At 72.5% G+C, this 24,739-nt stretch carries 27 protein-coding genes; 17 read left to right on the forward strand and 10 right to left on the reverse strand.

The features are described from left to right. Positions 1 to 23 precede the first annotated feature (23 nt). Both CGQ25_RS17265 and CGQ25_RS17270 read left to right on the forward strand, forming a co-directional pair. Complete coding sequence (locus tag CGQ25_RS17265; RefSeq protein WP_208711032.1) at positions 24 to 1,025, forward strand: aldo/keto reductase; 1,002 nt, start codon at positions 24 to 26, stop codon at positions 1,023 to 1,025. A gap of 134 nt (positions 1,026 to 1,159) precedes the next feature. Beyond that, positions 1,160 to 2,620, forward strand: a complete 1,461-nt coding sequence (locus CGQ25_RS17270; protein WP_255405419.1) for a DUF5129 domain-containing protein — start codon at positions 1,160 to 1,162, stop codon at positions 2,618 to 2,620. Positions 2,621 to 2,625: 5 nt separating this feature from the next. On the opposite strand, the gene CGQ25_RS17275 is transcribed toward CGQ25_RS17270, so the two are convergent. Together CGQ25_RS17275 and CGQ25_RS17280 are read right to left on the reverse strand one after the other, a co-directional pair. Then, positions 2,626 to 3,837 (reverse strand): aminotransferase class I/II-fold pyridoxal phosphate-dependent enzyme, encoded by a 1,212-nt coding sequence (locus CGQ25_RS17275; RefSeq protein ID WP_208711033.1) that lies wholly within the window; start codon positions 3,835 to 3,837, stop codon positions 2,626 to 2,628. 41 nt (positions 3,838 to 3,878) lie between these two features. Continuing rightward, entirely contained in the window at positions 3,879 to 4,115 is a 237-nt protein-coding gene (locus CGQ25_RS17280; protein ID WP_208713166.1) for a metal-sensitive transcriptional regulator, read from the reverse strand. Between the two features lie 149 nt (positions 4,116 to 4,264). On the opposite strand from CGQ25_RS17280, the gene CGQ25_RS17285 reads away from it, so the two are divergent. Genes CGQ25_RS17285 through CGQ25_RS17300 form a run of 4 tightly spaced genes read left to right on the forward strand, consistent with a single transcriptional unit; the run spans position 4,265 to position 6,615 of the window. Then, the gene (locus CGQ25_RS17285; protein WP_208711034.1) at positions 4,265 to 4,573 is read left to right on the forward strand and encodes a rhodanese-like domain-containing protein; all 309 of its coding nucleotides are present in this window, start codon (positions 4,265 to 4,267) and stop codon (positions 4,571 to 4,573) included. Further along, a complete protein-coding gene (locus CGQ25_RS17290; RefSeq protein ID WP_208711035.1) occupies positions 4,570 to 5,358 on the forward strand; it encodes a sulfite exporter TauE/SafE family protein in 789 nt (262 codons plus the stop codon). Before CGQ25_RS17285 ends, CGQ25_RS17290 begins: the two co-directional genes overlap by 4 nt. 50 nt (positions 5,359 to 5,408) lie before the next feature. Continuing rightward, positions 5,409 to 5,735, forward strand: coding sequence for a rhodanese-like domain-containing protein (locus CGQ25_RS17295; protein ID WP_208711036.1), 327 nt, complete (start codon positions 5,409 to 5,411; stop codon positions 5,733 to 5,735). Between the two features lie 55 nt (positions 5,736 to 5,790). Further along, positions 5,791 to 6,615, forward strand: a complete 825-nt coding sequence (locus CGQ25_RS17300) for an oxidoreductase (protein ID WP_208711037.1) — start codon at positions 5,791 to 5,793, stop codon at positions 6,613 to 6,615. 66 nt (positions 6,616 to 6,681) lie between these two features. Here CGQ25_RS17300 and CGQ25_RS17305 read toward each other — a convergent pair whose 3' ends face one another. Beyond that, the gene (locus CGQ25_RS17305; protein ID WP_255405420.1) at positions 6,682 to 7,056 is read right to left on the reverse strand and encodes a DUF5655 domain-containing protein; all 375 of its coding nucleotides are present in this window, start codon (positions 7,054 to 7,056) and stop codon (positions 6,682 to 6,684) included. 117 nt (positions 7,057 to 7,173) lie between these two features. Here CGQ25_RS17305 and CGQ25_RS18590 point away from each other — a divergent pair, with 117 nt between their 5' ends. Continuing rightward, positions 7,174 to 7,296, forward strand: coding sequence for a hypothetical protein (locus tag CGQ25_RS18590; RefSeq protein ID WP_255405421.1), 123 nt, complete (start codon positions 7,174 to 7,176; stop codon positions 7,294 to 7,296). Between the two features lies 1 nt (position 7,297). Then, entirely contained in the window at positions 7,298 to 7,837 is a 540-nt protein-coding gene (locus CGQ25_RS17310) for a toxin (RefSeq protein WP_208711038.1), read from the forward strand. Between the two features lie 31 nt (positions 7,838 to 7,868). Here CGQ25_RS17310 and CGQ25_RS17315 read toward each other — a convergent pair whose 3' ends face one another. Further along, positions 7,869 to 9,314, reverse strand: a complete 1,446-nt coding sequence (locus CGQ25_RS17315; RefSeq protein WP_208711039.1) for a serine/threonine-protein kinase — start codon at positions 9,312 to 9,314, stop codon at positions 7,869 to 7,871. A 330-nt stretch (positions 9,315 to 9,644) separates the two neighbouring features. Between CGQ25_RS17315 and CGQ25_RS17320 the strand changes: the two genes are divergently transcribed. From CGQ25_RS17320 to CGQ25_RS17330, 3 genes are all read left to right on the forward strand, one after another. After that, positions 9,645 to 10,043, forward strand: coding sequence for an SRPBCC family protein (locus tag CGQ25_RS17320; RefSeq protein ID WP_208711040.1), 399 nt, complete (start codon positions 9,645 to 9,647; stop codon positions 10,041 to 10,043). Beyond that, positions 10,040 to 11,371, forward strand: a complete 1,332-nt coding sequence (locus tag CGQ25_RS17325) for an MFS transporter (RefSeq protein WP_208711041.1) — start codon at positions 10,040 to 10,042, stop codon at positions 11,369 to 11,371. Before CGQ25_RS17320 ends, CGQ25_RS17325 begins: the two co-directional genes overlap by 4 nt. A 279-nt stretch (positions 11,372 to 11,650) precedes the next feature. Next, the gene (locus CGQ25_RS17330; protein ID WP_208711042.1) at positions 11,651 to 12,724 is read left to right on the forward strand and encodes a beta-propeller fold lactonase family protein; all 1,074 of its coding nucleotides are present in this window, start codon (positions 11,651 to 11,653) and stop codon (positions 12,722 to 12,724) included. A gap of 41 nt (positions 12,725 to 12,765) precedes the next feature. On the opposite strand, the gene CGQ25_RS17335 is transcribed toward CGQ25_RS17330, so the two are convergent. Together CGQ25_RS17335 and CGQ25_RS17340 are read right to left on the reverse strand one after the other, a co-directional pair. Then, complete coding sequence (locus tag CGQ25_RS17335) at positions 12,766 to 13,335, reverse strand: hemerythrin domain-containing protein (protein ID WP_208711043.1); 570 nt, start codon at positions 13,333 to 13,335, stop codon at positions 12,766 to 12,768. 97 nt (positions 13,336 to 13,432) lie between these two features. Then, the gene (locus CGQ25_RS17340; protein WP_222703678.1) at positions 13,433 to 14,521 is read right to left on the reverse strand and encodes an FUSC family protein; all 1,089 of its coding nucleotides are present in this window, start codon (positions 14,519 to 14,521) and stop codon (positions 13,433 to 13,435) included. Between the two features lie 135 nt (positions 14,522 to 14,656). Between CGQ25_RS17340 and CGQ25_RS17345 the strand changes: the two genes are divergently transcribed. The 4 genes from CGQ25_RS17345 (at position 14,657) to CGQ25_RS17360 (ending at position 17,113) form a co-directional block, all read left to right on the forward strand. Then, complete coding sequence (locus CGQ25_RS17345; protein ID WP_208711044.1) at positions 14,657 to 15,559, forward strand: LysR family transcriptional regulator; 903 nt, start codon at positions 14,657 to 14,659, stop codon at positions 15,557 to 15,559. A gap of 116 nt (positions 15,560 to 15,675) precedes the next feature. Continuing rightward, a complete protein-coding gene (locus tag CGQ25_RS17350; RefSeq protein WP_208711045.1) occupies positions 15,676 to 15,846 on the forward strand; it encodes a hypothetical protein in 171 nt (56 codons plus the stop codon). A 109-nt stretch (positions 15,847 to 15,955) separates the two neighbouring features. Beyond that, positions 15,956 to 16,378: a ChaB family protein gene (locus CGQ25_RS17355; protein ID WP_208711046.1), complete on the forward strand. Its 423-nt coding sequence runs from the start codon at positions 15,956 to 15,958 to the stop codon at positions 16,376 to 16,378. Between the two features lie 105 nt (positions 16,379 to 16,483). Beyond that, positions 16,484 to 17,113 carry a hypothetical protein gene (locus CGQ25_RS17360; protein ID WP_208711047.1) on the forward strand — a complete coding sequence of 210 codons (630 nt, stop codon included), beginning with the start codon at positions 16,484 to 16,486 and terminating at the stop codon, positions 17,111 to 17,113. Between the two features lie 74 nt (positions 17,114 to 17,187). Here CGQ25_RS17360 and CGQ25_RS17365 read toward each other — a convergent pair whose 3' ends face one another. Further along, positions 17,188 to 17,793: a LysE/ArgO family amino acid transporter gene (locus CGQ25_RS17365; RefSeq protein WP_255405423.1), complete on the reverse strand. Its 606-nt coding sequence runs from the start codon at positions 17,791 to 17,793 to the stop codon at positions 17,188 to 17,190. 69 nt (positions 17,794 to 17,862) lie between these two features. On the opposite strand from CGQ25_RS17365, the gene CGQ25_RS17370 reads away from it, so the two are divergent. Continuing rightward, positions 17,863 to 18,792, forward strand: coding sequence for an ArgP/LysG family DNA-binding transcriptional regulator (locus CGQ25_RS17370; protein ID WP_208711049.1), 930 nt, complete (start codon positions 17,863 to 17,865; stop codon positions 18,790 to 18,792). Between the two features lie 218 nt (positions 18,793 to 19,010). Then, positions 19,011 to 20,042 (forward strand): L-glyceraldehyde 3-phosphate reductase, encoded by a 1,032-nt coding sequence (gene mgrA / locus CGQ25_RS17375; protein ID WP_208711050.1) that lies wholly within the window; start codon positions 19,011 to 19,013, stop codon positions 20,040 to 20,042. Here mgrA and CGQ25_RS17380 read toward each other — a convergent pair. Genes CGQ25_RS17380 through CGQ25_RS17390 form a run of 3 tightly spaced genes read right to left on the reverse strand, consistent with a single transcriptional unit; the run spans position 20,039 to position 24,617 of the window. After that, a complete protein-coding gene (locus CGQ25_RS17380) occupies positions 20,039 to 22,249 on the reverse strand; it encodes an MMPL family transporter (RefSeq protein WP_208711051.1) in 2,211 nt (736 codons plus the stop codon). The two genes, mgrA and CGQ25_RS17380, sit on opposite strands and share 4 nt — an antisense overlap. Next, a complete protein-coding gene (locus tag CGQ25_RS17385; protein ID WP_208711052.1) occupies positions 22,246 to 23,757 on the reverse strand; it encodes an SDR family oxidoreductase in 1,512 nt (503 codons plus the stop codon). The genes CGQ25_RS17380 and CGQ25_RS17385 overlap by 4 nt, the downstream gene beginning before the upstream one ends. After that, positions 23,754 to 24,617, reverse strand: coding sequence for a TspO/MBR family protein (locus CGQ25_RS17390; RefSeq protein WP_208711053.1), 864 nt, complete (start codon positions 24,615 to 24,617; stop codon positions 23,754 to 23,756). The genes CGQ25_RS17385 and CGQ25_RS17390 overlap by 4 nt, the downstream gene beginning before the upstream one ends. Positions 24,618 to 24,739 lie beyond the last annotated feature (122 nt).

Here is a 24,739-nt window from a genome sequence, read left to right on the forward strand (position 1 = left end):
GCCGATCTGCAAGACTCGTGCCCATGACTGTGAACCCCCGAGTAATCGCCGGCACGTCCGTGGGGCCTGTGGGCTTCGGCTGGATGAACCTGAACCACGCGTACGGCCCGCTGCCCGCGCGCGAGGACGCCGCGAAGCTCCTCCTCCACGCACTCGACTCGGGCGTGACGCACTTCGACACCGCCACGATCTACGGCGCCACCGCGAACGAGACCCTCCTCGGCGAGACCCTGTCGGCGCGGCGGGACGAGTTCTTCCTCGCGTCGAAGGGCGGCATGCTTGCCGGGGATGGCGGCCGGGTCATCGACGGCCGCCCCGAGGCCCTCCGAGCCCACGTGGACGCGTCACTGTCCCGGCTGCGCACCGAGAAGATCGACCTCTACTACCTCCACCGCTGGGACCGTCGCGTCCCGATCGAGGAGTCCGTGGGAGCCCTCGGCGAGCTCGAGCGCGAAGGCAAGATCGGCGGCGTCGGCCTCTCCGAGATCGGCGCGGACGCCCTCCGCCGGGCCCACGCCGAGCACCCCATCGCCGCGCTGCAGAACGAATACTCCCCCTGGACCCGCAACCCCGAGCTCGGCACCCTCGAGGCCTGCCGCGAGCTCGGCATCGCGTTCGTCGCCTTCAGCCCCGTGGGCCGCGGCGCGTTCGGCGGGGTGCTCCGCGACCCGCAGTCGCTCCCGGAGTGGGACTTCCGCCGCACCGTTCCGCGGTTCGACCCCGACCACTGGCCGGCGAACCTCGCCCTCCTCGACCGCTTCGGCGCCCTCGCGCACGACGCCGGGTGCTCGCCTGCGCAGCTCGCGATCGTCTGGGTGCTCTCCCGCGGCGAGCACGTCATCGCGCTGCCCGGCACGCGCAGCGCCGCCCACCTCGACGAGGACCTCGCCGCGGGCTCGCTCGAGCTGCCCGCCGCTGTCCTCGCCAGCGTCGACGAGCTCGTGAACGAGCGCACTGTGTCCGGCGGCCGGTACTCGGTCGCGGGGCAGGCCGACGTGGACACCGAGGAGTTCCCGGCCGCATAGCCGGTGCCCGATGGTCCCGCAGGACGAACCAAAGAGGACGGGACCAAAGGGGGTAGGGGCGCACGACGCCGGCGGCTAGGCTGGCGTCGTCGGCCCACCTCTGGGCCGACGCCGAGGCGAGATTCGGGGGAATCGTGAAGAAGCTGCCGCCTGCCGTCGTCGTGCTCCTCTGGATCGGTGCCGCGGTCCTGGGGTGGCTCGGGCTCGCGGCGCCGCCCGCAGTCGCGAGCCCGCCGTCCGACGTGGTGGTAGAGGACACCGCCGGTGCCCTCTACCGTCCGCAGCTCGACCCCGCGCTCGCACAGATCTCCTTCTACGAGCCGACCAAGGTCGCCATCTTCACGCGCGCGGGCAGTCCGAGCGACAACCTCAATGAGGAGGTCCTGCGGTTCGCCCGCGAGAGGCACCCCGAGTGGATCTCCGCCGACGGGCAGAAGTGGGCCGACGGCCTCTTCGTCTTCGCCCTCGACACCACCGGGCGGCAGGTCGGGACGTACTTCGGGGAGGACCGCAAGGTCAGCCTGAACGAGCAGGCCGCCATCCAGGACGACACTCACCAGCTGTTCCGAGAGGCGCAGTGGACCGACGGCGTGATCGCTGGCGTCAAGTCCGCGGCGTCGAGGATCGCCAGGCCGTGGTACCTCTCCCCGGCGGTCCTCATCACGGCGGGGGTCACGGGGCTGGTCGGGCTCGCGGGCGCCGGGACGTGGCTCGGGATCAGGGCGTGGCGGCGGAAGAAGTTCGCCGAGGCGCTCGAAAGCGGCGACCGCTCGTACTCCTCCGTGACGATGCGGCTGGACGAGACCGAGCTCAACGCCTCGACGATCCCCGAGAAGTCGACCTACGGCGCGCTCGTGCTCGAGCGCTGGCACAGCTTCCGGCAGCAGCACCGCGAGGCGACCGAGCTCCGCGAGAGGCTCACCGCGCTGGACGCGAGGGGTCGCTCGGTGGGCAAGAACCTCGCCGATGCGCGCCGCTACGAGGAGCTGTGCCAGACCCTCGACGGGCTCGACGACGCCATCGCGGACTCGAACTCGCTTCTCAACCTCGACTCGCGCTGGCGCGAGGCCTGGCGCAATCAGGCCGGTGACCTCGTCGAGCAGCTCGACGGGGTCGAGACGATGCTCGCCGAGAAGAAGACCGCCGGCACTCCCGAGACAGCGGCGGCCCTGCGCGCCGGGGCGCAGCACGCCCGTGACGAGGTCGAGCGCCTGGCCGCGCGGCTCGAGGACCGCAGGGTCAGCCCGGACGAGGCGCTGGACCAGCTCGTGGCCGAGCGGCGGCGGGTCGGCGAGCTCCTCGACCGGCATGCCGACGCCGTGATGTACGAGTACGCGAAGAACGAGAAGGAGCGCGACCTCATGCGCGGCAAGCTCGAGAGCTCCGCGCAGGACTGGCGCCGCGGCCGGCGCACCCGCGGGAGCATCCTGGACATCGCCTACCCGACGCTCCCGATCATCAATGTCATGGCCTACAGCAACGGCATCAACGCCGGCTACAGCGCTGTGAACTCGTCCCGGTCCTCGTCGCAGAGCACCGGCTACGGCGGCAGCGGCGGCAGCTTCTCGGGGGCCGGCAGCTCGTCGCGGTTCTGAGCGGCCTAGGAGCCCTGGAACCTCAGGATGCGCTCGATCGCCTTCTCGACCGCCTCCTGGCCGGCGGCGAAGGAGAGCCGGACCGCGCGCCATCCGTGGACGGCGTCGAAGTCGGTCCCGGGCACGAGGGCCACGCCCTCGGCTTCGAGCAGGGCCCGGCAGTACTCGCGTGAGTCGCCGAACCGCTCGAGCCGGTCCCCGAGCTCGGCGTACAGGTAGAACGCGCCGTCGGCGGGTGCGGCTGGCCCCCATCCCAGCGCCGGGAGCGCCTCGAGCAGAGTCTGCCGCGTCTTGGCGTACCCGGAAACCCACGCGTCCGCCTGCGCGTACGCCTCCACCGAGAACGCCTCGACGGCAGCGAGCTGCGATGGCGCGGGCGGGCACAGCGCGACGTTCCCGGCGAGGGCGTCCACGGCCCCGACGAGTTCTTCCGGCAGCAGCATCCACCCGAGCCGCCAGCCCGTCATGCCCCAGTACTTCGAGAAGCTCGAGATGACGATGGACTCCCGGTCGATCTCCCAGGCGCACACCCCGCGCGGGCTGTGCTCGTCCGCCACCGAGCCGGGGTAGGTGATCCCGTGGTAGATCTCATCGCTCACGAGCCGCACGTCGTGCGCCGCGCACCAGTCCGCCAGCGCCGTGAGCTCCTCGCGGTCCACCATCGTCCCGGTCGGGTTCGCAGGCGAGGCGAGCACGACGCCGGCGAGCGGCCCGCGCTCGGAGGCCGCGGCGTCGAGCATCGCGGGGGTGGGCTGGTAGCGGGAGTCCGGGCCGGCGTCGACCTCCACGACCTCGCAGCCGAGGGCGGCGAGGATGTTCCGGTAGGCGGGGTACCCGGGACGGGCCAGGGCGACGCGGTCCCCGGCCTCGAAGGCGGCGAGGAAGCCCAGCATGAAGGCCCCCGAGGACCCGGTGGTGACGGCGACCTGGGCGGGGTCGACGTCGAGGCCGTACCAGCGGCGGTAGTGGCCCGCGATGGCGGTGCGGAGCTCGGCGGTCCCGAGGGCGGGCGTGTAGGACAGGGCGAGGCCCGAGCCGTGGATCTGGGCGGCCTTCGCGGAGACGAGGTCCGGCGCGCCGCCGGAGGGCTCGCCGGCGCACAGGCTCACGACATCGCGTCCGGCCGCGCGCAGCGCCTCGACCCGGGCCAGGATGTCCATGACGGCGAACGGCGGGACGTGCGAGCGGGTCGAGGCGGCGAGGCGGCGGAGGCTCATGCGCTCCAGCCTGCCACACGCCGCCCCTGGGCCCGGCGGCCTCAGGTGAGGCTGATGAACATCTTCTCCAGCTCGGCGACCTCGAGGTCGGAGTCCGGCTTGGCCATGCAGGCCTGCAGGTTGGTGGCGATGATGCTGAATCCCGCCTTGTCCACAGCGCTCGAGACGGCGGAGAGCTGCGTGATGATCGCCTTGCAGTCCTGGCCCTCCTCGAGCATGCGGACCACGGCGTTCAGCTGCCCCTGCGCGCGCTTGAGCCGGTTGATGGCCGACCTCATGCTCTCCGGTTCCACGTTCACGGTTCCTCCTTGGTTTCGCTCTTTCGAATTATACCCCTCCCCGTATTTTGACATACCCCTATGGGTATTCGCATACTCGGATCAGGGCCACTGACGGCCAGACGACCACGACAAGCCCGGAGGGAACCATGATCGAGACCACCACCGCGCAGACCGCCGAAGCAGCAGCACAGGGCGCCCAGATCATCGACGTCCGCGAGGACTTCGAGGTCGCCGACGGGATGATCCCGGGCGCTCGGCACATCCCGATGGGCCAGATGCTCTCGCGCCTGGACGAGCTCGACAAGGGCCGGCCCGTCAGCGTCGTGTGCCGCTCGGGGAACCGCAGCGGCCGCATCGCCGAGGCGCTGACCTCCCTCGGCTACGAGGCGTACAGCGTGGCCGGCGGCATGATGCAGTGGCAGGCCGAGGGCCGCCGCGTCGAGATCCCGGCGTGAGCGCGCTCTTCCTGGGACTGCTCGCCGCGCTCGGGGTGGGCGCCGTCATCGGGCTCTTCGGCTCGGGCGGCGGCATCCTGGCCGTGCCCGCGTTCGTGCTGCTCGGCCTGTCCGCGCACGACGCCGTCGCCGCCTCGCTGCTCGTCGTCACGGCGGCCGCCGTGGTCGCCCTCGCGGGTGGCGCGTGGCGCCATGTCCGCTGGGGCATCGCCGCGACCTTCGCGACGTTCGGCGCCCCGGCCGCGGCGCTCGGGGCGATGGTGGGCAAGAACATACCCGGACCGTTCCTGCTGCTCGGCGTCGCCGTCCTGGCGGTGATCGCGGCCCTCGCGGCGATGCGCCGGAAGACCGAGCACGCCGGGGAGCCCGGGTGCGCGAAGGGGTCCGTGCCCGCGCGGCTCCGCTGCTGGGCGCCGAGCGTCCTCGCTGCCGTCGTCGTCGGATTCCTCACCGGGCTGCTCGGCGTGGGCGGCGGGTTCCTCCTCGCGCCCGTGCTCCTCGTCATCCTGCGCCTGCCGCTGCGCGTGGCGGCCGCGACGTCGCTGCCCGTCATCGCGGTCAACTCCGTCTCGGGGCTCTTCCAGCACAGCGAGCAGATCCTCGGCGCCGGATCGGCCGGCGTTCCCCTCGGCTACCTGGCCGCGGCCGCGCTCGTCGGCTCGCTCATCGCGTCCCGCCTGAGCCATCGGGTGCCCCCGCACGTGCTCCAGCGCGCCTTCGCTACCCTGCTCGTCGCCGTCGGCGCGGGCACCGGCGCCGTCGGAGCGGTGCAGCTGCTCGCCTGACCCCCAGTCGCAACCCCCTCGTCCGTCACCCCGTCCCGAAAGGCCACCCCATGGGCTTCTTCAGCAAGCTGTTCGCCAAGCCGTACATGACCGTCTCCGCAGACAGGGCCGCCGAGCTGGTCCGCTCCGGCGCCCTCCTCGTCGACGTCCGCACCCCCGCCGAGTGGCGCACGGGCCACGCCCGCCGTGCCCAGCACATCCCGCTCGACTCCCTCGCCGGCCGCATCCGCGGCCTCCGCAAGGACCGCGAGGTGGTGGCCATCTGCGCCTCGGGCATGCGCTCCGCGGCCGCCGCCCGCCAGCTCGCCGCCGCAGGCCTCACGGCCTACTCCGTGCGCGGCGGGATGCACGCGTGGACGGCCGCCGGGCTCGAGTAGCCCGGGGCTTCCCCGGCTCCCGGGCTTCCCCCGGGTACGGGGGTAGCGTGGGTCCATGCAGCAGCAGGTAGCCCTCGTCACCGGCGCCTCGAGCGGGATCGGCGAGGCGACCGTCCGAGCCCTCCTCGCCGCCGGCTTCACCGTCTACGCGGCGGCCCGCCGCACCGAGCGCATGCAGGGGCTCGCGCACGACGGCGCGCGCGTCCTCGCGCTCGACCTCACCGACGACGCCTCCATCACCGGGACAGTCGCCGCGATCCTGGCCGAGGCCCGGCGCATCGACGTCCTCGTCAACAACGCCGGGTACGGCTCCTACGGCTCCCTCGAGGAGGTGCCGATCGAGGAGGGCCGCCGGCAGTTCGAGGTCAACGTGTTCGGGCTCGCGCGGCTCACGCAGCTCGTCCTGCCGGGCATGCGCGAGCGCCGCTCGGGGACGATCGTCAACGTGTCCTCGATGGGCGGGAAGTTCTACGAGCCGCTCGGCACCTGGTACCACGCAACCAAGTTCGCCGTGGAGGGACTCTCCGACTCGCTGCGGATCGAGCTGCGGCCCTTCGGCGTGCGCGTCGTCATCATCGAGCCGGGCGCGGTGCGGTCCGAATGGAGCGGCATCGCCCGGGACACCCTGCTGGCGAGGTCCGGGACCGGGCCCTACGCCAAGTACGCGCGGCGCGTCGCGGGAGTCTTCGCCCTGTCCTACCGCGGCACCCTGGCCGCGAAGCCCGAGGCCATCGGAGCCGTGATCCGGCACGCGGTCCTGACCGAACGGCCGAGGCCGCGCTACCCCGTGGCCGGCGGGGCGCCCATCGTGCTGTTCCTGCGCCGGCTCCTCCCCGACCGGGCCTTCGACCTCTTCGTCCGCGCCGTCTACCGCCACTGAACGGGCTCTGGCCCCCCTGTGCCGGGAGTCGGGGGAACCGGGGCGCCAGGGTGCGCGGGAATGGCCTCAGCCAGCGGCGTCGTACGCCTCGCGCAGCCACCCGCGGACCTCGTCGTCGACCTCGCCGGCCTCCCGGAGCTCGATGTGGTGCATCCACACGTGGGGCGCCGGGTGGGCCACCTCCTTGAACCTCCCGGAGGCCACCTCGTACGGCAGGGCGATCGAGAGCACCGCGGGGACCTCGCTCCTCACGTACTGGCCCGGCCGCCACACGAAGGCGAACCCTGTCCGCCGACGGAACGCGATCTGGCTCTTGGTCACCCTCACGCCCACCTCGCCCAGCCCCCGGACCGCCTCCGCTACGGCGCGATAGCACCCCAGCCCCACAGGGTGCCCGGCGAAGAAGTCCTCCGGTGCCTGCCCGCCCTCGCTTCCGACCACCCGGCGATCGTAGCCGCGCAGCGAGTCGGCAGCGGCCCTTGACCCGGCGCCGTCGTGCGTGCCTAGCATGCGGACCGGGGCCGCGCCGGCCCCGCGCGGCATTGGAGAGGGGAACGCATGGGCAGGCTCACGGTCCGGTCGCAGAACGGGACGGACATCCATCAGAACGTCCCGCACACCCTCCGCGCCACGCCTTGGAACGGGGTCAGCGGCGCGCTCCCGACGTTCCTGGGGGCCTGACGTGGCCGAACTCGACGAGCTCGACGGGCAGTACGCCGAGGTCGAGGGGCGCGGCGCGGTGACGTTCATCCGCTCCTACTCCCTCCCGTCCTCCGCCGTCTGGGCGGCGGTGAGCACCGAGGGCGGTCTTGCCGGCTGGTTCCCCTCCCGCGTGGCCATCACGCACGAGACCGGGAGGGTCGCCTTCAGCGGCGACCCGAACCAGCCCGCGAGCGTCGAGCGGATCGTGGACTGGGAGCCTCCCCGGCGCTGGGCCTTCGAGTGGGGAGGGGACCTCATGGAGTTCCTGGTCGAAGGGTCGGACACGGAGGCCGAGCTCACCCTGCGCAACTGGCTCGGTGACAACACGGCTGCCGCCCGCAACGCGGCGGGCTGGCATGTGTGCCTGGCCGAACTGGAGAAGAAGCTCGGAGGCGCGGTTCCCGCGGGGCCGCATGCCGAGCCAGGCCCCGGCGGGCCTCCGGACTGGGGGGCCCTCTACGACGCCTATGTCGCCGCCGGATTGCCGAGCGGTGCCCCTGTCCCGGGCCGCGAGGGCTGACGGCGCTCCCAGCGTCGCGCGGGCGGTGCGACTAGTTGGCGCCGGGGCCCTTGGCCGCCTTCGAGGCCTTCTCAGCCGCCTTGCGGGCGGCCTCGGACGCCTTCGCCGCGGCCTTGGCGGCTGCCGGGTCCGGCTGGGACGCCCCGCTCGGATCCGCGGTCGCCTCGTCGGGCGGCGCCGTCTGGGACGGCTGCCCGTCCACGGTCGCCGGGTTGGAAGCCTCCTGCGTTGCGGGGGCGGACGGTGAGGGCTGCCGCTGCGGCGAGACCATCGCTGTCAGCGCCAGGGGCACGACGACGAGCAGTGCCGCCACGAGCAGCACGCCGGCGACGAGCCACGCCAGGCCCCGGTTCCTGCGCCGCGGCCGCGGCGCTGCCGGTGCCAGCCGCTCGGCGTCGTCCTCGTCGTCCTCGTCGGCCAAAGACGCCGGGGGAGCCGGGGTGGCGTGTGCCGCGAGCGACGGCTGCTGTGCCGTGATGGGGGTCTGCCGGCCGGCGGGCATGACCCGCGTGCCGCCGTCGTGCGGGGTCCGGCTGGCCGCATGCGCGGGAAGCACCTCGGTTCCCGCGGAGGACGGGAGGACGTGGGTCGTGGCGCCGTCGGGCTGGCCGGCGTCCTGGACCTGACCGGCGGCGGGGGCTTCTCCCTTGAGGACGGCCAGGACCTCGGCCGCGTCGGGCCTGTCGGTGGCCCTGCGCGCCGTCATCCGCGGAAGGAGCGCCGCCCACGGCTCACCGAGCGCGGCGGGCACCGAGGGGTCGCGGAGCAGCCGCGCCACCGCCGCCTCCACCGCGCCCCCGGTGAACTCCATGCGCCCCGTGAGGCACTCCAGGAGCACGAGTCCGAGCGAGTACACGTCGGAGGTCGGGCTGACCTTCTCGCCGCGTGCCTGCTCGGGGCTGAGGTAGTTCGCCGTGCCGATGGTCGTGTTCGTCAGGGTCAGCCGCGAGGCATCCGTCAGGCGGGCGATCCCGAAGTCGGTGAGCTTCGCGGGCCGGCGCCTCCCGGGCCTGGCGTCTGGGACGAGGATGTTGGCCGGCTTGACGTCCCGGTGGACGATGCCGAGGTCGTGCACGTAGGCCAGGGCCGAGGCGAGGTCGATGCCGAGCTCGCGGACCTCGTCGGGGGAGAGGGGACCGGAGGCCAGGCGGCGGCGGAGGTCCGTTCCGTGCACGAATTCCATGACGAGGTAGGAGAGGTGGGAGGTCCCGTCCTCGGCAGTGTCGGTGCCGACGTCGTAGAGGCGGACCAGGCCCGGATGGCTCAGCCGCGCGAGCACTTCCATCTCCCCGCGGCGGCGCTCCTCGTGCCGGGGATCGGCCGTGCCGCTGCGGAAGGTCTTGACGGCCACGTCGCGGCCCAGGACCTCGTCGCGCGCGCGATGCACCGTGGCCATCGCACCGCTGCCGGCCACCTCGAGGAGCCTGTACCTGCCGCCGACAAGGGTAGGTTGGAGTTCCGTTTCGCTCTCGGCCACGTTCCGCCCTTCCCTGCCGTGTACCCGCCACGTCCGGGCATGGTTCCAAGCGCCAGAGACAAGCCTATCGGAGTGCCGCAGCGTTCTCGGTCTGTGACTGAACAAGGCGCGCGGCGCCGGCTGCACGCCGGGCTTCGCGGGCCCTGTTCATGCTGCTCGGATCATGAGCGTTGGGGCCGCATATTCCTTTCGCGGCACTTAGGGGCGGGCGCACGCCTCGGACGGCTGGCGCGCGTACCCGAGAGGCGTGAGGGGGGCGATTTTCTGTACCCGAGACGGTCTGGGGGGCGATTTTCTGTACCCGAGACGGCGGGGGCGTACCCTGAACGCGTGTCAGAGTTCCGCCATCTGAGCGCTGCGATCGCGCTGTCGCCGCGCGCTGTCTCGGCCTTCGCCGGCAATCCGGCGAACCTTCCCCGCTGGGCCGAGGGCCTCGCGGGAGGCATCCGCGAGGAGCACGGCCGGTGGATCGCCGAGTCGTCGATGGGGGAGGTCGAGGTGCGCTTCGTGGGGGACACCGATGCGGGGATCCTCGACCACGAGGTCAGGCTGCCGGACGGCAGCACCGTCCTGAACCAGTTCCGCATCCTCGCCGACGGCACGCACAGCCTGGCCGTGTTCCACCTCCGCCGCGCCGAGGACATGACGGATGCGGACTTCGAGGCGGACGCTGCCGCCGTGCAGAGCGACCTCGACGCCCTGCGCCGCGTCCTCGAGGGCGGCGCGTGACCGAGACGTCCCAGCGCTCGGCGGCACCCGCCGTCGTGCGCCGGGGGATCCACCGCGCATGGCTCGTGGCGGGCGTGACGCTGCTCGCGCTCGTGGCCGCGGCCGCCTTCCGTTCGACGACCGGTGCCCTGTTCGAGCCGCTCGAGGCCGAGTTCGGCTGGACCCGGGCGGAGACGTCCGGTGCGGTGACCGCGAACCTGGTCATCTACGGGCTCGTCGCCCCGTTCGCGGCGGTGCTCATGGAGCGGTTCACGCTGCGCAAGGTCGTGGCCGTGGCGCTGCTGCTCGTCGCGGCCGGCAGCGGTCTGACCACGCTGATGACGGCGGCCTGGCAGCTCTGGGTCCTGTGGGGAGCCTTCATCGGGGTCGGCACTGGGATGCTCGCGCTCGTGTTCGGCGCAGTCATCGCCAACCGCTGGTTCGCCGCCCGCCGCGGACTCGTCATGGGCTTCTTCTCCGCCGCAAATGCGTGCGGCCAGCTGGTCTTCCTGCCCGTCGTCGTGCACCTCGCGGCGCACGAGGGATGGCGGACGGCCGCACTGCTCGTCGCGGTGTTCGCCCTCGCGATCGTGCCGCTGCTCGCCTGGCCGTTCGCGAACTCCCCGGCCGAGGCGGGCACCCTTCCCTACGGCACCGCTGCGGACAGCGCGCCGCAGCGGGCGGAGGAGGGCGCCGTCGTGCGCCGGAGTGCCGCCGCGGAGGCGATCGCGATCCTGCGGGAGTCGCTGCGCTCGAGGGCGTTCTGGGTCCTGCTGTTCACCTTCTGGGTGTGCGGCTGGAGCACCAATGGCCTCATGCAGACCCACTTCATCCCCGCCGCGCACGACCACGGCATGCCCGCCACCACCGCCTCGGGGCTGCTCGCGCTCATCGGCGTCTTCGACGTGATCGGCACCGTGGCGTCTGGGTGGCTGACCGACCGGATGAGGCCGTGGCTCCTGCTCGTCGCGTACTACGCGCTGCGCGGGGCGTCGCTCCTGACGGTCAACGCACTGCTCGGGCCGGATGTCGACCCGCCGCTGTGGATCTTCATCGTGTTCTACGGCCTGGACTGGGTCGCGACCGTGCCGCCCACCGTGGCGCTGTGCCGGGAGCACTTCGGGGCGGCCAAATCCTCGGTCGTGTTCGGGTGGGTCTTCGCCTCGCACATGGTCGGCGCCGGGGTCGGGGCATTCCTGGCGGGCTGGGGACGCGAGATGTCCGGCTCGTACCTGCCGGCGTGGATGTCCGCCGCGGTGCTGTGCTTCGCGGCGGCGGCGAGCCTGTTCTTCCTTCCCTCGTCGAAGAGTCACCTTTCGCCCGTCGAGGGGTCGCCCGTCTCCCGCTGAGGAGGCGGGGATCTCCCGCCGTCGGCCCGGTCCCCTCGGCCCGCCGTGTCGGTCCTCCCCAGCTTTCGCGCCCGATCCTCCCCAGCTTTACGCTTCAACCCGCGCCGCTGCTGGGCTCGGCCGCGCGGGAGAGCTGAGACTCCGCCGAAACGTGGGGAAGAGCGCACGCCTCCGGCCACGGCCAGGTGTCCGGCGCGGCCAACCGGGTAGGACCGGATTCGACGGACCTGAACCGACCGATCCGAACCGACGGACCCGAACCACGAAAGAGGCGGACCCTTGACCGAGCAGACCCTCGTTGCCCTCGCCTGCACCGGAGCCGGCGCCGTGGACACCTTCACCCTCCATCCGGAGACCGGCCGGCTCGAGCCGGTGGCGCGCACGGCCGGACTCGACGGCGTCGCGGCCCTCGCATTCGGTCCCGCGGGCACGCTCTACGCGGCGTGCAACGGGGAGCTGCCGCGCGTCGTCGCCCTCGAGATCCCGGGAACCGGCGCGCCCATCGAGGGCGAGTCCCGCGGCCTCCCCGCCTCGACCTGCTTCGTCTCGCTCGCGCCAGGCGGCGAGGCCCTCTTCAGCGCCTCGTACGGCGACGGCCGGCTCGACCGGGTGCCCCTGCCCGAAACAGAGGGCGCACCGGGCCCGGAGGGGAAGACGCGCACCTACTCCACGGGCCGCAACACCCACTGCGCCGCCGTGAGTCCGGACGGACGGCACCTCTACGCGACCTCCCTCGGCGACGACCTCATCACGTGGTTCCCCGCCGACGGGCGGTCACCCGACGGTGCGCCGGTGACGGCCGACGGCGGCACCGCCCCGAGCGGGTACATCGCCGCAGAAGCCGGCTCGGGGCCGCGGTACATCAGGCTCAACGCGGCCGGGGACCGGGCCTACGTGGTCCACGAGCTGACCGGGGACGTCGCCGTCTACGCCCGGGACGCCGAGACCGGCCAGCTCGAGCTCCTGCAGCGGGTCTCCGCCGTCGAGGGCCTCGGCCTCGAGCCGGGCCCGGTACGCTCCGCGGAGACCCCGGACCCGGGGCCAGGCGTCGTCTGGGCCGCGGACCTCCGCCTCACCCCGGACGGCCGCTACCTGTACACGAGCGAGCGCTCCACGAGCACCGTTGCCTGCTTCGCCATCCGGGACGGGGGCGCACTCGAGTTCCTCGGCCGGACCGACACCGAGGCGCAGCCGTGCGGGATGGCGATCGACCCGTCCGGGCGGTTCCTTCTCGTGTGCGGCGAGGCCTCCTCGCAGGTCACCGCGTACCGGATCGGTGAGGACGGCTCGCTGTCCGAGGCGTCCCGGGCGGAGACCAGCACCGGGCCGCTGTGGATCGAGTGCCGGGCCTGACGCGGGGCGACGGCGCGGCGTGAGGCGAGCCGCCGCCGTCGTCAGCCCGTGTGGCGGCCGGTGAGCTTGTCCCGCAGCCGGTCGACGAGCCCGACGCCAGCGCCGACCGTCTTGTGGAAGAGCTCCGAGTGCGGCGCGCTCGGGTGCGGGCGCGTCGGTGCGACCTTCTTCGCGTTCTGCACCTTCTTCCCCAGGTCGATGAGCTGGTCCGTGGGGATGTGCGCGCGCAGCTGGGGGAACTGCTCCGACTCCTCGTCGTTGGCGTGGTGCCGCAGCTTCCCGTCGAGCTCCCGGACGATCTCGAGGAAGCGCGGCTCCTGGGCGTCGACGCCCTCGAGCCGCTTCATGATCTCGACGATCTCGGCGTGCTCGCCCTTGTCGTGCTCGACCTCCTCCTTGCCGTTGGGCACGTGCTCCTCCACCACGGGGTAGACGTACATCTCCTCCGCGACGGCGTGCCGCATCACCTCGGCGATGACGGTGTCGGCGAGGTCCCGCCGGGCGGCGGCGTCCGGCGTCCCCTCGATCCGGGAGATCAGGTCGACCATGTCCTGGTGGTCGGTCGTGAGGATGTCGACGACGTCGGGCTCGGTTCCGGCTGTCTCTGTCATGGCGTGCTCCTTCGGGTTGGGGTGGCGTGTGCCAGCCATCTACCCGCTGCGCGCGGGGGCAACCACGCGCCGTCGTGCCCCGGCGGCGGCTGGCGCCTCAGCGCACGACGGCGAGCAGCCTCGCCCGGGTGCCCGGCAGCGCCACCGCTGCCACGAGGACGCCCGCCGCGACCCCGATGACCGTGTCGAGCGCCCGGAACGCCACGAGGATGGTGGGGTCCGCGGGAGCGGCGAGCTGGGTCATCATCAGGATCAGCGGGGTGAAGAAGCCGAGCGCGAGGCCGTAGCGCCGGGCCATGAACAGCTCGGTCGGGAAGAGCAGTGCCATGACCGCGAGGGCCGCCGAGGCGGCGTCGAGGCCGGGTGCGAACAGCGCGAGCGTCACCGCGAGCCCCGCGAAGGTGCCGAGCACCCGGTGGCTGCTGCGGCGCAGGACGCTTGGCAGACCCGGGCGCAGGTGGCGTCCCGGGTCCGCCGCGGCGAGCGGGATGACGGCCGAGGCGATGGCCCAGTTGGCGTGGTCGACGCCGAGCAGCACCCCGGCGGACCCGGCGGCCGCTGTCGCGAGGGCGTAGCGGCCCGCATGGGCCGCGGTGAGCGCGAGCCGGGACTGCCCCGGCTCGGTCTCATGGCGCACCGGACCGGCCTGGGGCCGTTCGCCGAGCAGCCCGAGGGCCACCGAGAACGCCACAGTGGCGGCGCAGATCGCCAGGCCAGTGGTCGGCGAGACGCGTCCCGGCGGGACGGTGGCGAGTGCTCCGAGCGCGAAGATCCCGAAGAACGGACCCTGCGGGTTCAGGCCCAGCCCATCGGTCACGACCGCCGCCGCATACGCGAACGGCACCGCGCAGGCGACGAGGAGCCAAGGACCTGCCTGTGCGGCCGCGACGAGGATGCCGATGGATGCCCCCGCGAGCAGGACCGACCCGGCCTGGGCCTGGTGGCGGAGTCGGAGCCAGCGCGGCTCGCCGCGGCCGTACATTCCGGCGAAGGAGCCGAACACCGCGTAGATGATGAGGTCCGACCTGCCCGCCAGGACCAGCGTGAGCCCCGGGACCGCGAGGCCCAGGGCCACCCGGCACGCGTGCAGCCACGCTCCGCCGGGCGCGGCGGGCAAGCGTGGTGCGGCAGGCAGGCCGGGCGCGGCGGCCCTCTGGGGCGCGGCGGGCAGGGGGTAGTTCGGCACATCTTCTCCTGGGTGGGGACTCCTGCCACCTTGACCCACCTTCCGCGCGGTCGTCCAAGCGATTCTTCCGACCGGTCGATCGGCGCCGCCTATCGAGACGGCGCCGGCTGGCCATCCGCGTGGTCCAATGGGCGCATGCTGTTCCGCCAACTGGAATACTTCGTGGCGCTGGCCCGGGAGCGGCACTTCGGCCGCGCGGCGATTGCGTGCTTCGTCTCGCAGCCCACCCTGTCCGAGGCGATCCGCAAGCTCGAGCGCGAGCTCAGGGTGCCGCTCGTGCGGCGCGGGCACGCGTTCGAGGGCCTGACCCCGGAGGGCGAGCGGCTGGTCCACTGGGCCCGCCGCATCCTCGCCGACCACGACGCACTCCGTCAGGAGGTCACGGCCCTCCGCACCGGGCTGACGGGGGAGCTGCGTGTCGGCGTCGTGCCCGCGGCGGCGGCCACGGTGGCCGAGCTGACGGATGCGTTCTGCGCCGAGCACCCGCTGGTCGCGGTGCGGCTCGAGACGAGCCTGCGCTCGGCCGAGGTCATCGACAGGATCCGCGCCTTCGACCTCGATGCCGGCGTGATCCACCCCGGCGGGCAGGACACCGACGGCCTGTGCGTGACGCCGCTGTACGAGGAGCGGCAGGTGCTCGTCGCAGGAGCCGATCTGCTGCCCGGGGCGCCCACCCGGGTCGACTGGGCGGACGCCGCCGAGCTGCCCCTGTGCCTGCTGAGTGCCGGGATGCAGGGCCGGCAGGTGGTCGACGACGCCTTCGCCGCCCGCGGGCTCGCCGCGACGCCACGCCTCGAGGCGGACTCGATCGTCACGCTGCTCGCCCACGTCGGCGCCGGGCCGTGGGCCAGCATCCTGCCCGAATCGTGGGTGCGCACGATGGGCGCGCCTGCCGGGACCCGCGTGCTCGAGCTGGGCGGGGAGCCGACGACCGCGGCCGTCGCCCTCGTCACGCCCGCCGGCGAGCCCGGCCCGGTGCTGGCGCGCGCGTTCGCCGCTGTCGTCCCCCCGCCCGCTTCAGGGGGCCGGCAGCGGTAGCCTCGCCGCGCCGAGGGCTGGGTTTCCGAATGTGCCGCGGCGGGTATGGATCGGGGGTCACGGCTATTCGGGGCCCAGAGGCACGAGCGATCCCCTCGAGGGATGGAGGTCTGATCTTGGCTGGACTGAGGGACTTCAGCGATGCCGAGCTCGATATCCTCCTCAGCATCGCCGTCCAGGAGAAGGCGTCGGCAGACGCTGGACTGCGCAAGGCGCAGGCCAGGGCCGAGGATGCAGGGAGGGTGCTGCAGCGGCTGATGCGGGAGGCAACTGCTCGACGGAATTGAATGCGCCTTCTGGCTGCCGACAACGCAGCCGTCTGCATAAGCCGCGCCGTTCGGGGTAGTCAGCCATGCAAAGCGAGCTCTGACGAATACCGACGAAACGGAGGACGCGATGCCCAAGACGGACAAGAGCGGAAAGGCGAGGAAGGACGAACTCCCCTCGACCATTCAGCGCTCGGGAAAAAAGGCGCAGCAGACCTTCGCCAAAGCCCACGATTCAGCTGAGGAGAGCTACCACGACGAGGAGCGGGCCCACCGCGTCGCCTACTCCGCCCTGAAGCACACGCACGAGAAGGTCGGTGACCACTGGGAGCCCAAGGAAGGCAAGGGCCCGTCGGACGAGCAGGCCAAGGGCGGCAAGACCACCCGGCGCGAAACCCACGGAGGTGTCGATGCGAATGCATCGAAGCAGCACCTCTACGACCTCGCCAAGAAGCTCGACGTCCCGGGCCGTTCGCACATGACAAAGGGTGAGCTGGTCGAGGCGCTGGAGAAGGCAAACACGAAGAAGACGGCGCAGAGCCGCAAGAAATAGGGACATGCATTTCCCCGACGGAGCGAGTTTCTGTCCGAAGGCACTTCTTTACATGTAAAGTCGGCGTGCCGGGAAGGGGACAGCCCGGCGGCAGGAGACCACCTCATGAGCACCACAGCCGACTCGCCAGAACGCCACGCGCTGGCGCCGGGCGAGCGCCTCGCACTCCGTTCGGGGACAGAGACCCGAACGGGCACCATCACCGACGTGCCCTCCTCAGGCTGCGTCCGCCTCGCCGACGACGCGACGGGCCGGATCGTGCTCGTGGACCTGTCCCACTGGGACACCGTCCTGCTCGACACCTCCTGGCCCGCGCCGCGCCTGGATGCCGAGGGCCAGTGGCTGCGCGACGCGATCGCCGCCGACCCTGACATCCTCGGGCTGGGTGCCCTCCGTGCAGCCCACCGCTCCCACAGCATGGACGCCCTCATCCTCGATGACCCGGCCACCGGCACCCGCTACGCCGTCGACATCCAGCCCGGAATGGCCGATGCGGCGCAGCTGGAGCGCGCGGCGGCCGCTGCCGCCGCGGAGCAGGGACGCAGCCCGCACACTGTCGTGGTGCCCGTCGTCGTCGCCGAGCAGATCCCGGAAGCCCTGCGCCCCACGGTGGGGCTCGCGGTGCAGATGGCCGCGGCGGACACCGGCCACGGTCTCCGCCTTGAGCCCACCGTCCTCGCTGAGGAGACCGGCGCGGCGGGGAGGCTCTTCGACGCGTGCACCGGCGCCGCCTGATCCAGTGGGCCTCCGGGCGACCGTCGGCCGCCTCCACGCGGGCACGCACGACCGCGACCACCCGCCGTCGTGCGTCAGCCGCCGAAGGCGAGCATGGCCGCGAGGGTGACCATGAGCACGGCCACGAAGCCGTCGAGGACGCGCCAGGCCGAGGGGCGGGCGAAGAAGCCGCTCAGCGAGCGGGCGCCATAGCCGATGGTCGGGAACCAGAGGGCGCTCGCGGTCGCGGCACCGGCACCGAAGGCCCAGCGCCCGTCGCCCTGGGCGTTCGCGAGGGAGCCGAGGAGCACGAGCGTGTCGAGGTACACGTGGGGGTTGAGCCAGGTCAGCGCCAGGACCGTCGCGACCGCGGCCCACGCCGTCCCGTTGCCGCGCGCCTCTGAGGCGTGCAGTGCGCCGGGCCGGAGCGCCCGTTTGGCCGCGAAGAGCCCATAGGCGACCAGGAACGCCACACCGATCCAGCGGACCACCTCGAGGAGGGACGGCGCGCTCTGCACCGCCGCTCCGACCCCGGCCACTCCGGCGAAGATGAGGGCCGCGTCGCTCGCCGCGCACACGAGCACCACCGGCAGCACCCACTCGCGCTTGATGCCCTGGCGGAGCACGAAGGCGTTCTGCGCGCCGATCGCGACGATGAGGCCGAGGCTCGCGCCGAGGCCCGCGAGGTAGGAGAGGATCACATCTCGACGGTACGGAGCACGCTTCTGAAGAGCAACTAACGATATCTGCATCCGCATTAGGATCTCTTCATGGACTTGGAGCAGCTGCGGGCGCTCGCCGCCGTCGTGGACCAGGAGACCTTCGAGGCCGCGGCGGACGAGCTGCGCATCACCCCCTCCGCCGTCAGCCAGCGGATCAAGGCGCTCGAGCGCAGCGTCGACAGCGTCCTCGTGCGCCGGCTCAAGCCCGTCGTCCCCACCCCTGCGGGGGAGCGGCTGCTGCGCTCGGCCCGCCAGCTGCTCCTGCTCGCCGACGAGGCCCTGCTCGCCCTCCGCGCCTCGGGTGCCGAAACGCACGACGCCGCGGGCTGGGGTGGCGCGGGCGGGGGCGCCGGCCGGACCGAACGGCTGAGGGTGCCGATCGTGGCGAACGCGGACTCCATCGCGACGTGGCTGCCGCCGGCGATCCGCGAGGTCGCCCTGGGAGGGCGGATCGCCGTCGAGCTCCTCCGCGACGACGAGCACGCCACCGCGGAACTGCTCCGTTCCGGGGACGCGGTGGGGGCCGTGACCGCGGACCCTCGTCCCGTGCAGGGGTGCAGCGTACGGCCGCTGGGGACCATGGTCTACCGGGCGAAGGCCTCGGCCGAGTTCGTGGAGCGCTGGTTCCCGGGCGGGGCGACCGCCCAGGCTCTGGCCGCGGCACCCGTCATGCAGTACGACCGGAAGGACTCGCACCAGCTCGCACTGCTGGCCCGGGTGGCGCCGGAGGCGACCCCGCCGCAGCACTTCATCCCCGACTCGGTGCAGTACGTCGAGGCGGTCGCGGCGGGCCTTGGCTGGGGCATGGTGCCGGACCAGCAGGACCCGGACGGGCTCCTGGTGGAGCTGGACCCGTCCTGGAGCGAGGACCTCGAGCTGTTCTGGCAGTCGTGGACGCTCGACTCGCCGGGCCTCGAGGAGGTGAGCGCCGCCGTCGTGCGCGCCGCCCGCGTGCTGCGACCCTCGTTGGAGATCTAGCGCATTCCGTGTCACCCGCGACCGCCGGAGGGCCGCGCCTCCCGGCGGCCGCGGATGCCCCCAATGACGCCAATGCGAGGACCCAGCTCCTCGCATTGGACATGTAAAAGATATGAGACGGGGACTGGGTGTGGCCAGTGCCCGCGAAGATCCCTCTGCCTCGAGGGCCGTGTCCGTAGGCTGTGACGCGGAAGCACCCAATGCGAAGGGAACCACCCATGTCCTACACGGCCGCCGAGAACCGCTACGACTCCATGGAGTACCGCTCCACCGGGCGGAGCGGCCTCAAGCTCCCCGCCCTCTCCCTGGGACTGTGGCAGAACTTCGGCACCGACCGGTCCGAGGAGACGCAGCGGGCCATCCTGCGCCGAGCGTTCGACCGCGGCGTGACCCACTTCGACCTCGCCAACAACTACGGACCGCCGTACGGCCGCGCCGAGGAGAACATGGGCCGTTACCTGCGGGACGACTTCGCGCCCTACCGGGACGAGCTGATCATCTCGACCAAGGCCGGCTGGGACATGTGGCCGGGGCCGTACGGCCAGGGCGGCGGGTCCCGGAAGTACGTCCTCGCGAGCCTGGACCAGTCGCTCAAGCGGCTCGGCCTCGACTACGTGGACATCTTCTACAGCCACCGGTTCGACCCCGAGACGCCCATCGAGGAGACCATGATGGCGCTCGACACCGCGGTCCGGTCCGGGCGCGCGCTGTACGCGGGCATCTCTTCGTACTCGGCGTCGAAGACCCGCGAGGCCGCGGAGATCGCGCGTGACCTCGGCACTCCGCTGCTCATCCACCAGCCCTCGTACTCGATGCTCAACCGCTGGATCGAGGAGGACCTCCTCGACGAGCTCGCAGCCCAGGGCATGGGCTGCATTGTGTTCACCGCGCTCGCCCAGGGCCTCCTGACCGACCGCTACCTCGACGGCATCCCCGCCGACTCGCGTGCGGCCCGCGAGGGCTCGTCCATCCTGCCGGGCCATCTGGACGAGAAGGTCCTGACCCACGTGCGGCGGCTCAACGAGATCGCCGCCGGCCGCGGTCAGGAGCTGGCGCAGCTCGCGCTCCAGTGGGCTCTGCGGGACGCGCGGGTCACCTCGGCGGTCATCGGCGCCTCCTCGGTCGAGCAGCTCGACACCAACCTCGATGCGCTCGCCGGGCCCCCGCTGACCGAGGAGGAGCTCGCCGCGATCGACCAGGACGCCGTGGACTCCGGCATCAACCTCTGGGCGAAGCAGACGGCGGACTAGGAGAGCGCCTCCGCCCTCGCGGGGGTGCGGGCTGTCGGCGGCGGCCCCGACTTCCGCGCGAGGCGCGACGGCCACCAGATCGCGGGGCCCACGTCGTAGGCCAGCGCCGGCACGAGCAGTGACCGCACCACCACGGTGTCCAGCAGGACGCCGAATGCGACGATGAAGGCGATCTGCACGAGGAACAGGATCGGGATGACGCCGAGGGCGGCGAACGTTGCCGCGAGCACCACCCCGGCGGACGTGATGACGCCGCCCGTCAGGGCGAGCCCCCGGAGGATACCCGGCCGCGTCCCGTGCGCGAGCGACTCCTCCCGCACGCGGGTCATGAGGAAGATGTTGTAGTCCACGCCCAGGGCCACGAGGAAGACGAACCCGAACAGCGGAACCGCCGCGTCCGCCCCGGGGAAGCCGAAGAGGTGGTTGAACACGAGCGCGGACACCCCGAGGGCCGCCGCGTACGAGAGCACGACCGATCCGATGAGGATCAGCGGTGCCACGAGGGAGCGCAGGAGCAGGATCAGCACCACCAGGATGACGCCCAGCACCAGCGGGATGATCTTGCGCAGGTCCGTCTGGGCGGTCTGGTTCGTGTCCAGTGCGATGGCTGTGACGCCTCCGACCAGCGCTTCCGGGTCCGCGGCGTCGAGTGAGTACCGCAGCTGGGTCACCACCTGCTCGGCCTCGGCCGAATCGGGCTGGTAGGCAAGGACGGCGTTGATGAGCACGCGCCCCTCGCGCACGACGGCGCCCGGCGCCTGGGCGGTCGGGGCACCCGAACCGCTGTACACGGCTGCGGAGCTGATCCCCTGCGTGGACTGCACCTGCTTGAGCACGGCCTCGGCCCGGTCCTGCCGCGCGACCACGACGACCGGGCTCCCGGAACCGGCGTCGAAGTGCCGGGCCAGGACCTTCTGGCCCTCGACCGAGTCGGTCGCCGTCAGCACAACCTGGGTCTGCTCGACGCCGTTGGCCTTGAGCTGCGGCAGGCCCGCCACGCCTGCCGCCAGGACGACGAGCGCCACGACCCACGTCACCCGGGGCCGCCGCGCGATGAGGGAGCCGATCCGCCGCCACAGCCCGCGGACCCCCTCGAGCCCGGGCACTGAATCGGCGCTGTCCGCCGCCCATGCGCTCGGTCCGGTGTGCCGCGCGGGTGCGTGACCGGCGTCGTACTTCGGACGCAGCGGCCAGAACGCCGACCGGCCGAACAGGACGAGCAGTGCCGGGAGGAAGGTGAGTGCCGAGAGCAGGGAGAAGCCGATGCCGACGGCGGCGATCGGCCCGAGGCTGCGGTTCGAGTTGAGGTCGGAGAACAGCAGGCACAGCAGCGCCAGGATCACGGTGGCACCGGAGGCGAGGATGGGCTCGAACGCGGCGCGCCACGCCCTGACGATCGCGGACCACCGCGACTCGACCTCGTGCAGGGCCTCGCGGTAGCGGGCGACGAGCAGGAGGGCGTAGTCGGTCGCGGCACCGATCACGAGGATCGAGAGGATGCCCTGGCTCTGTCCGCTCAGGCTGATCCAGCCCGCCTTTGCGAGCCAGTAGATGGCCAGGACCGAGGCGCAGAGCGCCGCGACTGCGGCGAACAGGACCAGGAAGGGCAGCACCGCAGACCGGTACACGAGGAGCAGGATCAGGAAGACCGCCCCGACTGCGACGAGGAGCAGGATCCCGTCGACTCCTCCGAACGCGGCGACGAGGTCTGCGGTGAGCGCGGCCGGCCCGGTCACCCACGAGCGCATCCCCTCTGGCACCCCACTGGCCTTGTCGCGGAGTCCCGTGATCACGGCGCGCAGCTGGTCGGTGTCGGCGATCGGGACGACGAACTGCGCCGCCCGACCGTCCTGGGAGGGGATGGGGCCGACCACGCTGGACGGCGCGCCGGCCGGGGCTGGGGCGACGCCCTCCACGGACGCGAGCTCGGCCGCGAGGGGGGCGAGAGCGGCGAGATCGGTCCGGGAGAGCGCGCCGTCCTTCTCCACGACGACGAGGGCGGGGATCGCGTTGGACTCCGTGAACTTCTGCTGCCACGCCCTCACCTCCGTGGACTCTGCGCTGGCGGGGAGGAAGGTCGCCTGGTCGTTGCTCGAGACGGAGGAGAGCTTGCCGAAGGTCGGTCCGCCCAGACCGCTGAGCGCGAACCACACGGCGACCAGCCCGACGGGGATCAGCCAGCGGATCCAGCGCTGTCGAGCCTTCATGAGTTCGTCTCCTTCAGTGGTGTGCGGTCTGCGGGGCGTGCGGCCGACGAGGCCTCGGCCGCGGCGGCGATCCTGGAGGCCATTCCGCGGAAGATGACTCCGTGAAATGGGAGGACGGCGAGCCAGTACAGGCGCCCCGCCAGGCCGTGTGGGACGAAGACGGCGCGCTGGGAGTAGGAGCTCCCCTCGCCGCGGGGCTCGACCGTCATCTCGAGCCAGGCCCTGCCCGGCACCCGCATCTCTGCTCGCAGCCGCAGGAGCCTGCCGGGCTCGAGGGCCTCGACCCGCCACCAGTCGAGCGCCTCTCCCAGCTGGAGGCGGTGCGGGTTGCGCCGGCCCCTCCGGAGCCCCACCCCGCCGACGAGCTTGTCGATCCATCCGCGGACCGCCCAGGCGAGCGGGAACGAGTACCACCCGTTCTCGCCGCCGATCCCCTCGACCACGTCCCACAGCCGCTCGGCCGGCGCCGAGCTGGTCTCGGTGCGGAGGTCGGTGTAGACGGTGCCGCCGGACCAGTCCGGGTCGCTGGGCAGAGGGTCGCTCGGCGCGTCCAGCGCGGACGACCCTGCCCAGGTGGTCTCAACCTCGCCCTGGGCGATCTTGCCGAGGGCCAGCTCGACGGCACGCTGGTAGCCCGTCAGGCCCCCCGCGGGGCGCGGGATGTAGGCGTCGATGCTGTGCTCGCGCACGACGCAGTCGTTCTGCAGGGATTCGACGAGCGGTATCGCGAGCATGCGCGGAATCGGGGTCACGAGGTTCACCCACTGCGCTGCGAGCCACGGCGTCAGGACCGGAAGGGCCAGGATGAGTGGCTCCCGCAGACCCGCCGCGCGGGCGTACCCGCGCATCATGTCCGCATAGGTGAGAACGTCCGGGCCCCCGATGTCGAAGTCCTGGTTGACGTGGCCGGGCAGGTCGGCGGCGGCCTCGAGGTAGTGCAGGGCATCGCGGACGGCGATCGGCTGGACGCGGTTGAGCACCCAGCGGGGCGCTGGCATGACGGGCAGGACGTCCGTGAGGTGACGGACCATCTCGAAGCTGGCCGAGCCCGAGCCGATCACCAGCCCGGCCTGGAGGACGGCCGTCGGCACCCCGGACTGCTTGAGGATGCGCCCCACCTCGGTGCGCGAGGCGAGGTGACGGCTGAGTCTGGTGCCCGGGTTGAGCCCGCTCAGGTACACGATCCGGGACACGCCGGCGGCAAGCGCTGCGGCGGAGAGGGTGCGCGCACACGCTCGCTCGCGGGCGGGGAAGTCCTCTCCGGCGTGCGCCCCCATGGAGTGGACGAGGTAGTAGACGACGTCGGCGCCCTCGCACAGTTCTGCCGCTGCGCGGGCGTCGTCGAGGCTGCCGGTGACCACCTCGACGTCGTGCCCCCACGGCACGTCGCGCAGCTTCGACGCGTCGCGCGTCAGCACCCGCACGCGGTGCCCTGCGTCGAGGAGCCGCGGGACGAGCCGGCCTCCGATGTACCCCGTTGCGCCGGTGACGGCGACTGTCCGGCTCATGCGTGCGCCTCCCGCGGCGCCCGCGTGCGAAGACCCCGGGAGGGAGCGAAGCGCGCGAGTACCCCTGCGGCGAGCACGACGGCGGCCGCGGCCCCCGCCGCGATCCCCACCGCGGGCATGGCGAGCGGACCGGTCAGGCGTGCTGCCGCGATCCATGCAAGGCCCCAGGCGATCGCGACCAGGGGCGCCCAGCTGCCCCGGAGCGCGAGGCCCACCCCGACTGCGGCAGCGACCGCGAGCACGACGGCGGCAGCGACTTCGGCGGGGATGCCGCCGGGAAGCGAAGGCGCGGGATCGCCGGGCCGGATGCCGAGGGCCCACCCCAGCAGGGACGCGGTGTTGGCCACCGTTGCGACGCAGATCCACCCCAGGTACAGGCCGAAGGTGCCGTCCGAGGCGATGGCCTCGGCCCGGGATCCGGGCGGGACGGACCACTGCAGGACGGCGATGCGCACGAGGACGGCGAGCAGCGCGAGCATGACCACGAGCGTCGCGGGGAGCGACCCGAGCTGTGACGCCCACAGCCAGGCCGCGTTGAGCAGCATCGACGCCGCAGCCCACGGCCGGATGGCGCGCTGTCGCGGGCTCCGGCGCCCAGCCGGGAGGAGCTGCCACACGGCGTAGGCGAGGAGGCCGAGGTAGACCACGCTCCAGATGGAGAACGCGGTGGTGGCCGGCGCGACCGGGGTGGCCGTGCTGGAGAGGTATCCGCCGGCCGCGTCCTGCACCGGGACGCCGCCGAAGGCGCCGCTCCCCAGTGAGGCCAGCGCGAGCGCGGCCACGGCCGAGGCGGCGGTCAGCGATGCGGCCGTCCAGGACGCCGTCCGCTCCGAGTTGTTCTCAAGGTCTGTGCGCTTCATCGCTACCCTCTTAGGCTCTCGCTCAGGCTCTGGGTTTGCTATGGGGCCTTTACACCGACAAGATTCTCGTCGATCATATTTCTCGAAAACCGAGAGATCAAGAGAATGGGTCGCTGACCCCT

The sequence above is a fragment of the Sinomonas sp. R1AF57 genome (assembly GCF_002224485.1).
In the GTDB taxonomy this organism is placed as follows: domain Bacteria; phylum Actinomycetota; class Actinomycetes; order Actinomycetales; family Micrococcaceae; genus Sinomonas; species Sinomonas flava.

Coding starts and splice junctions, on each gene's coding strand:
- CGQ25_RS17360 (WP_208711047.1), top strand. CDS start 16,484: ATGAGCACCACAGCCGACTCGCCAGAACGCCACGCGCTGGCGCCGGGC.
- CGQ25_RS17385 (WP_208711052.1), bottom strand. CDS start 23,757: ATGAGCCGGACAGTCGCCGTCACCGGCGCAACGGGGTACATCGGAGGC.
- CGQ25_RS17265 (WP_208711032.1), top strand. CDS start 24: ATGACTGTGAACCCCCGAGTAATCGCCGGCACGTCCGTGGGGCCTGTG.
- CGQ25_RS17355 (WP_208711046.1), top strand. CDS start 15,956: ATGCCCAAGACGGACAAGAGCGGAAAGGCGAGGAAGGACGAACTCCCC.
- CGQ25_RS17345 (WP_208711044.1), top strand. CDS start 14,657: ATGCTGTTCCGCCAACTGGAATACTTCGTGGCGCTGGCCCGGGAGCGG.
- CGQ25_RS17380 (WP_208711051.1), bottom strand. CDS start 22,249: ATGAAGGCTCGACAGCGCTGGATCCGCTGGCTGATCCCCGTCGGGCTG.
- CGQ25_RS17390 (WP_208711053.1), bottom strand. CDS start 24,617: ATGAAGCGCACAGACCTTGAGAACAACTCGGAGCGGACGGCGTCCTGG.
- CGQ25_RS18590 (WP_255405421.1), top strand. CDS start 7,174: ATGGGCAGGCTCACGGTCCGGTCGCAGAACGGGACGGACATCCATCAG.
- mgrA (WP_208711050.1), top strand. CDS start 19,011: ATGTCCTACACGGCCGCCGAGAACCGCTACGACTCCATGGAGTACCGC.
- CGQ25_RS17300 (WP_208711037.1), top strand. CDS start 5,791: ATGCAGCAGCAGGTAGCCCTCGTCACCGGCGCCTCGAGCGGGATCGGC.
- CGQ25_RS17285 (WP_208711034.1), top strand. CDS start 4,265: ATGATCGAGACCACCACCGCGCAGACCGCCGAAGCAGCAGCACAGGGC.
- CGQ25_RS17275 (WP_208711033.1), bottom strand. CDS start 3,837: ATGAGCCTCCGCCGCCTCGCCGCCTCGACCCGCTCGCACGTCCCGCCG.
- CGQ25_RS17295 (WP_208711036.1), top strand. CDS start 5,409: ATGGGCTTCTTCAGCAAGCTGTTCGCCAAGCCGTACATGACCGTCTCC.
- CGQ25_RS17280 (WP_208713166.1), bottom strand. CDS start 4,115: ATGAGGTCGGCCATCAACCGGCTCAAGCGCGCGCAGGGGCAGCTGAAC.
- CGQ25_RS17370 (WP_208711049.1), top strand. CDS start 17,863: ATGGACTTGGAGCAGCTGCGGGCGCTCGCCGCCGTCGTGGACCAGGAG.
- CGQ25_RS17335 (WP_208711043.1), bottom strand. CDS start 13,335: ATGACAGAGACAGCCGGAACCGAGCCCGACGTCGTCGACATCCTCACG.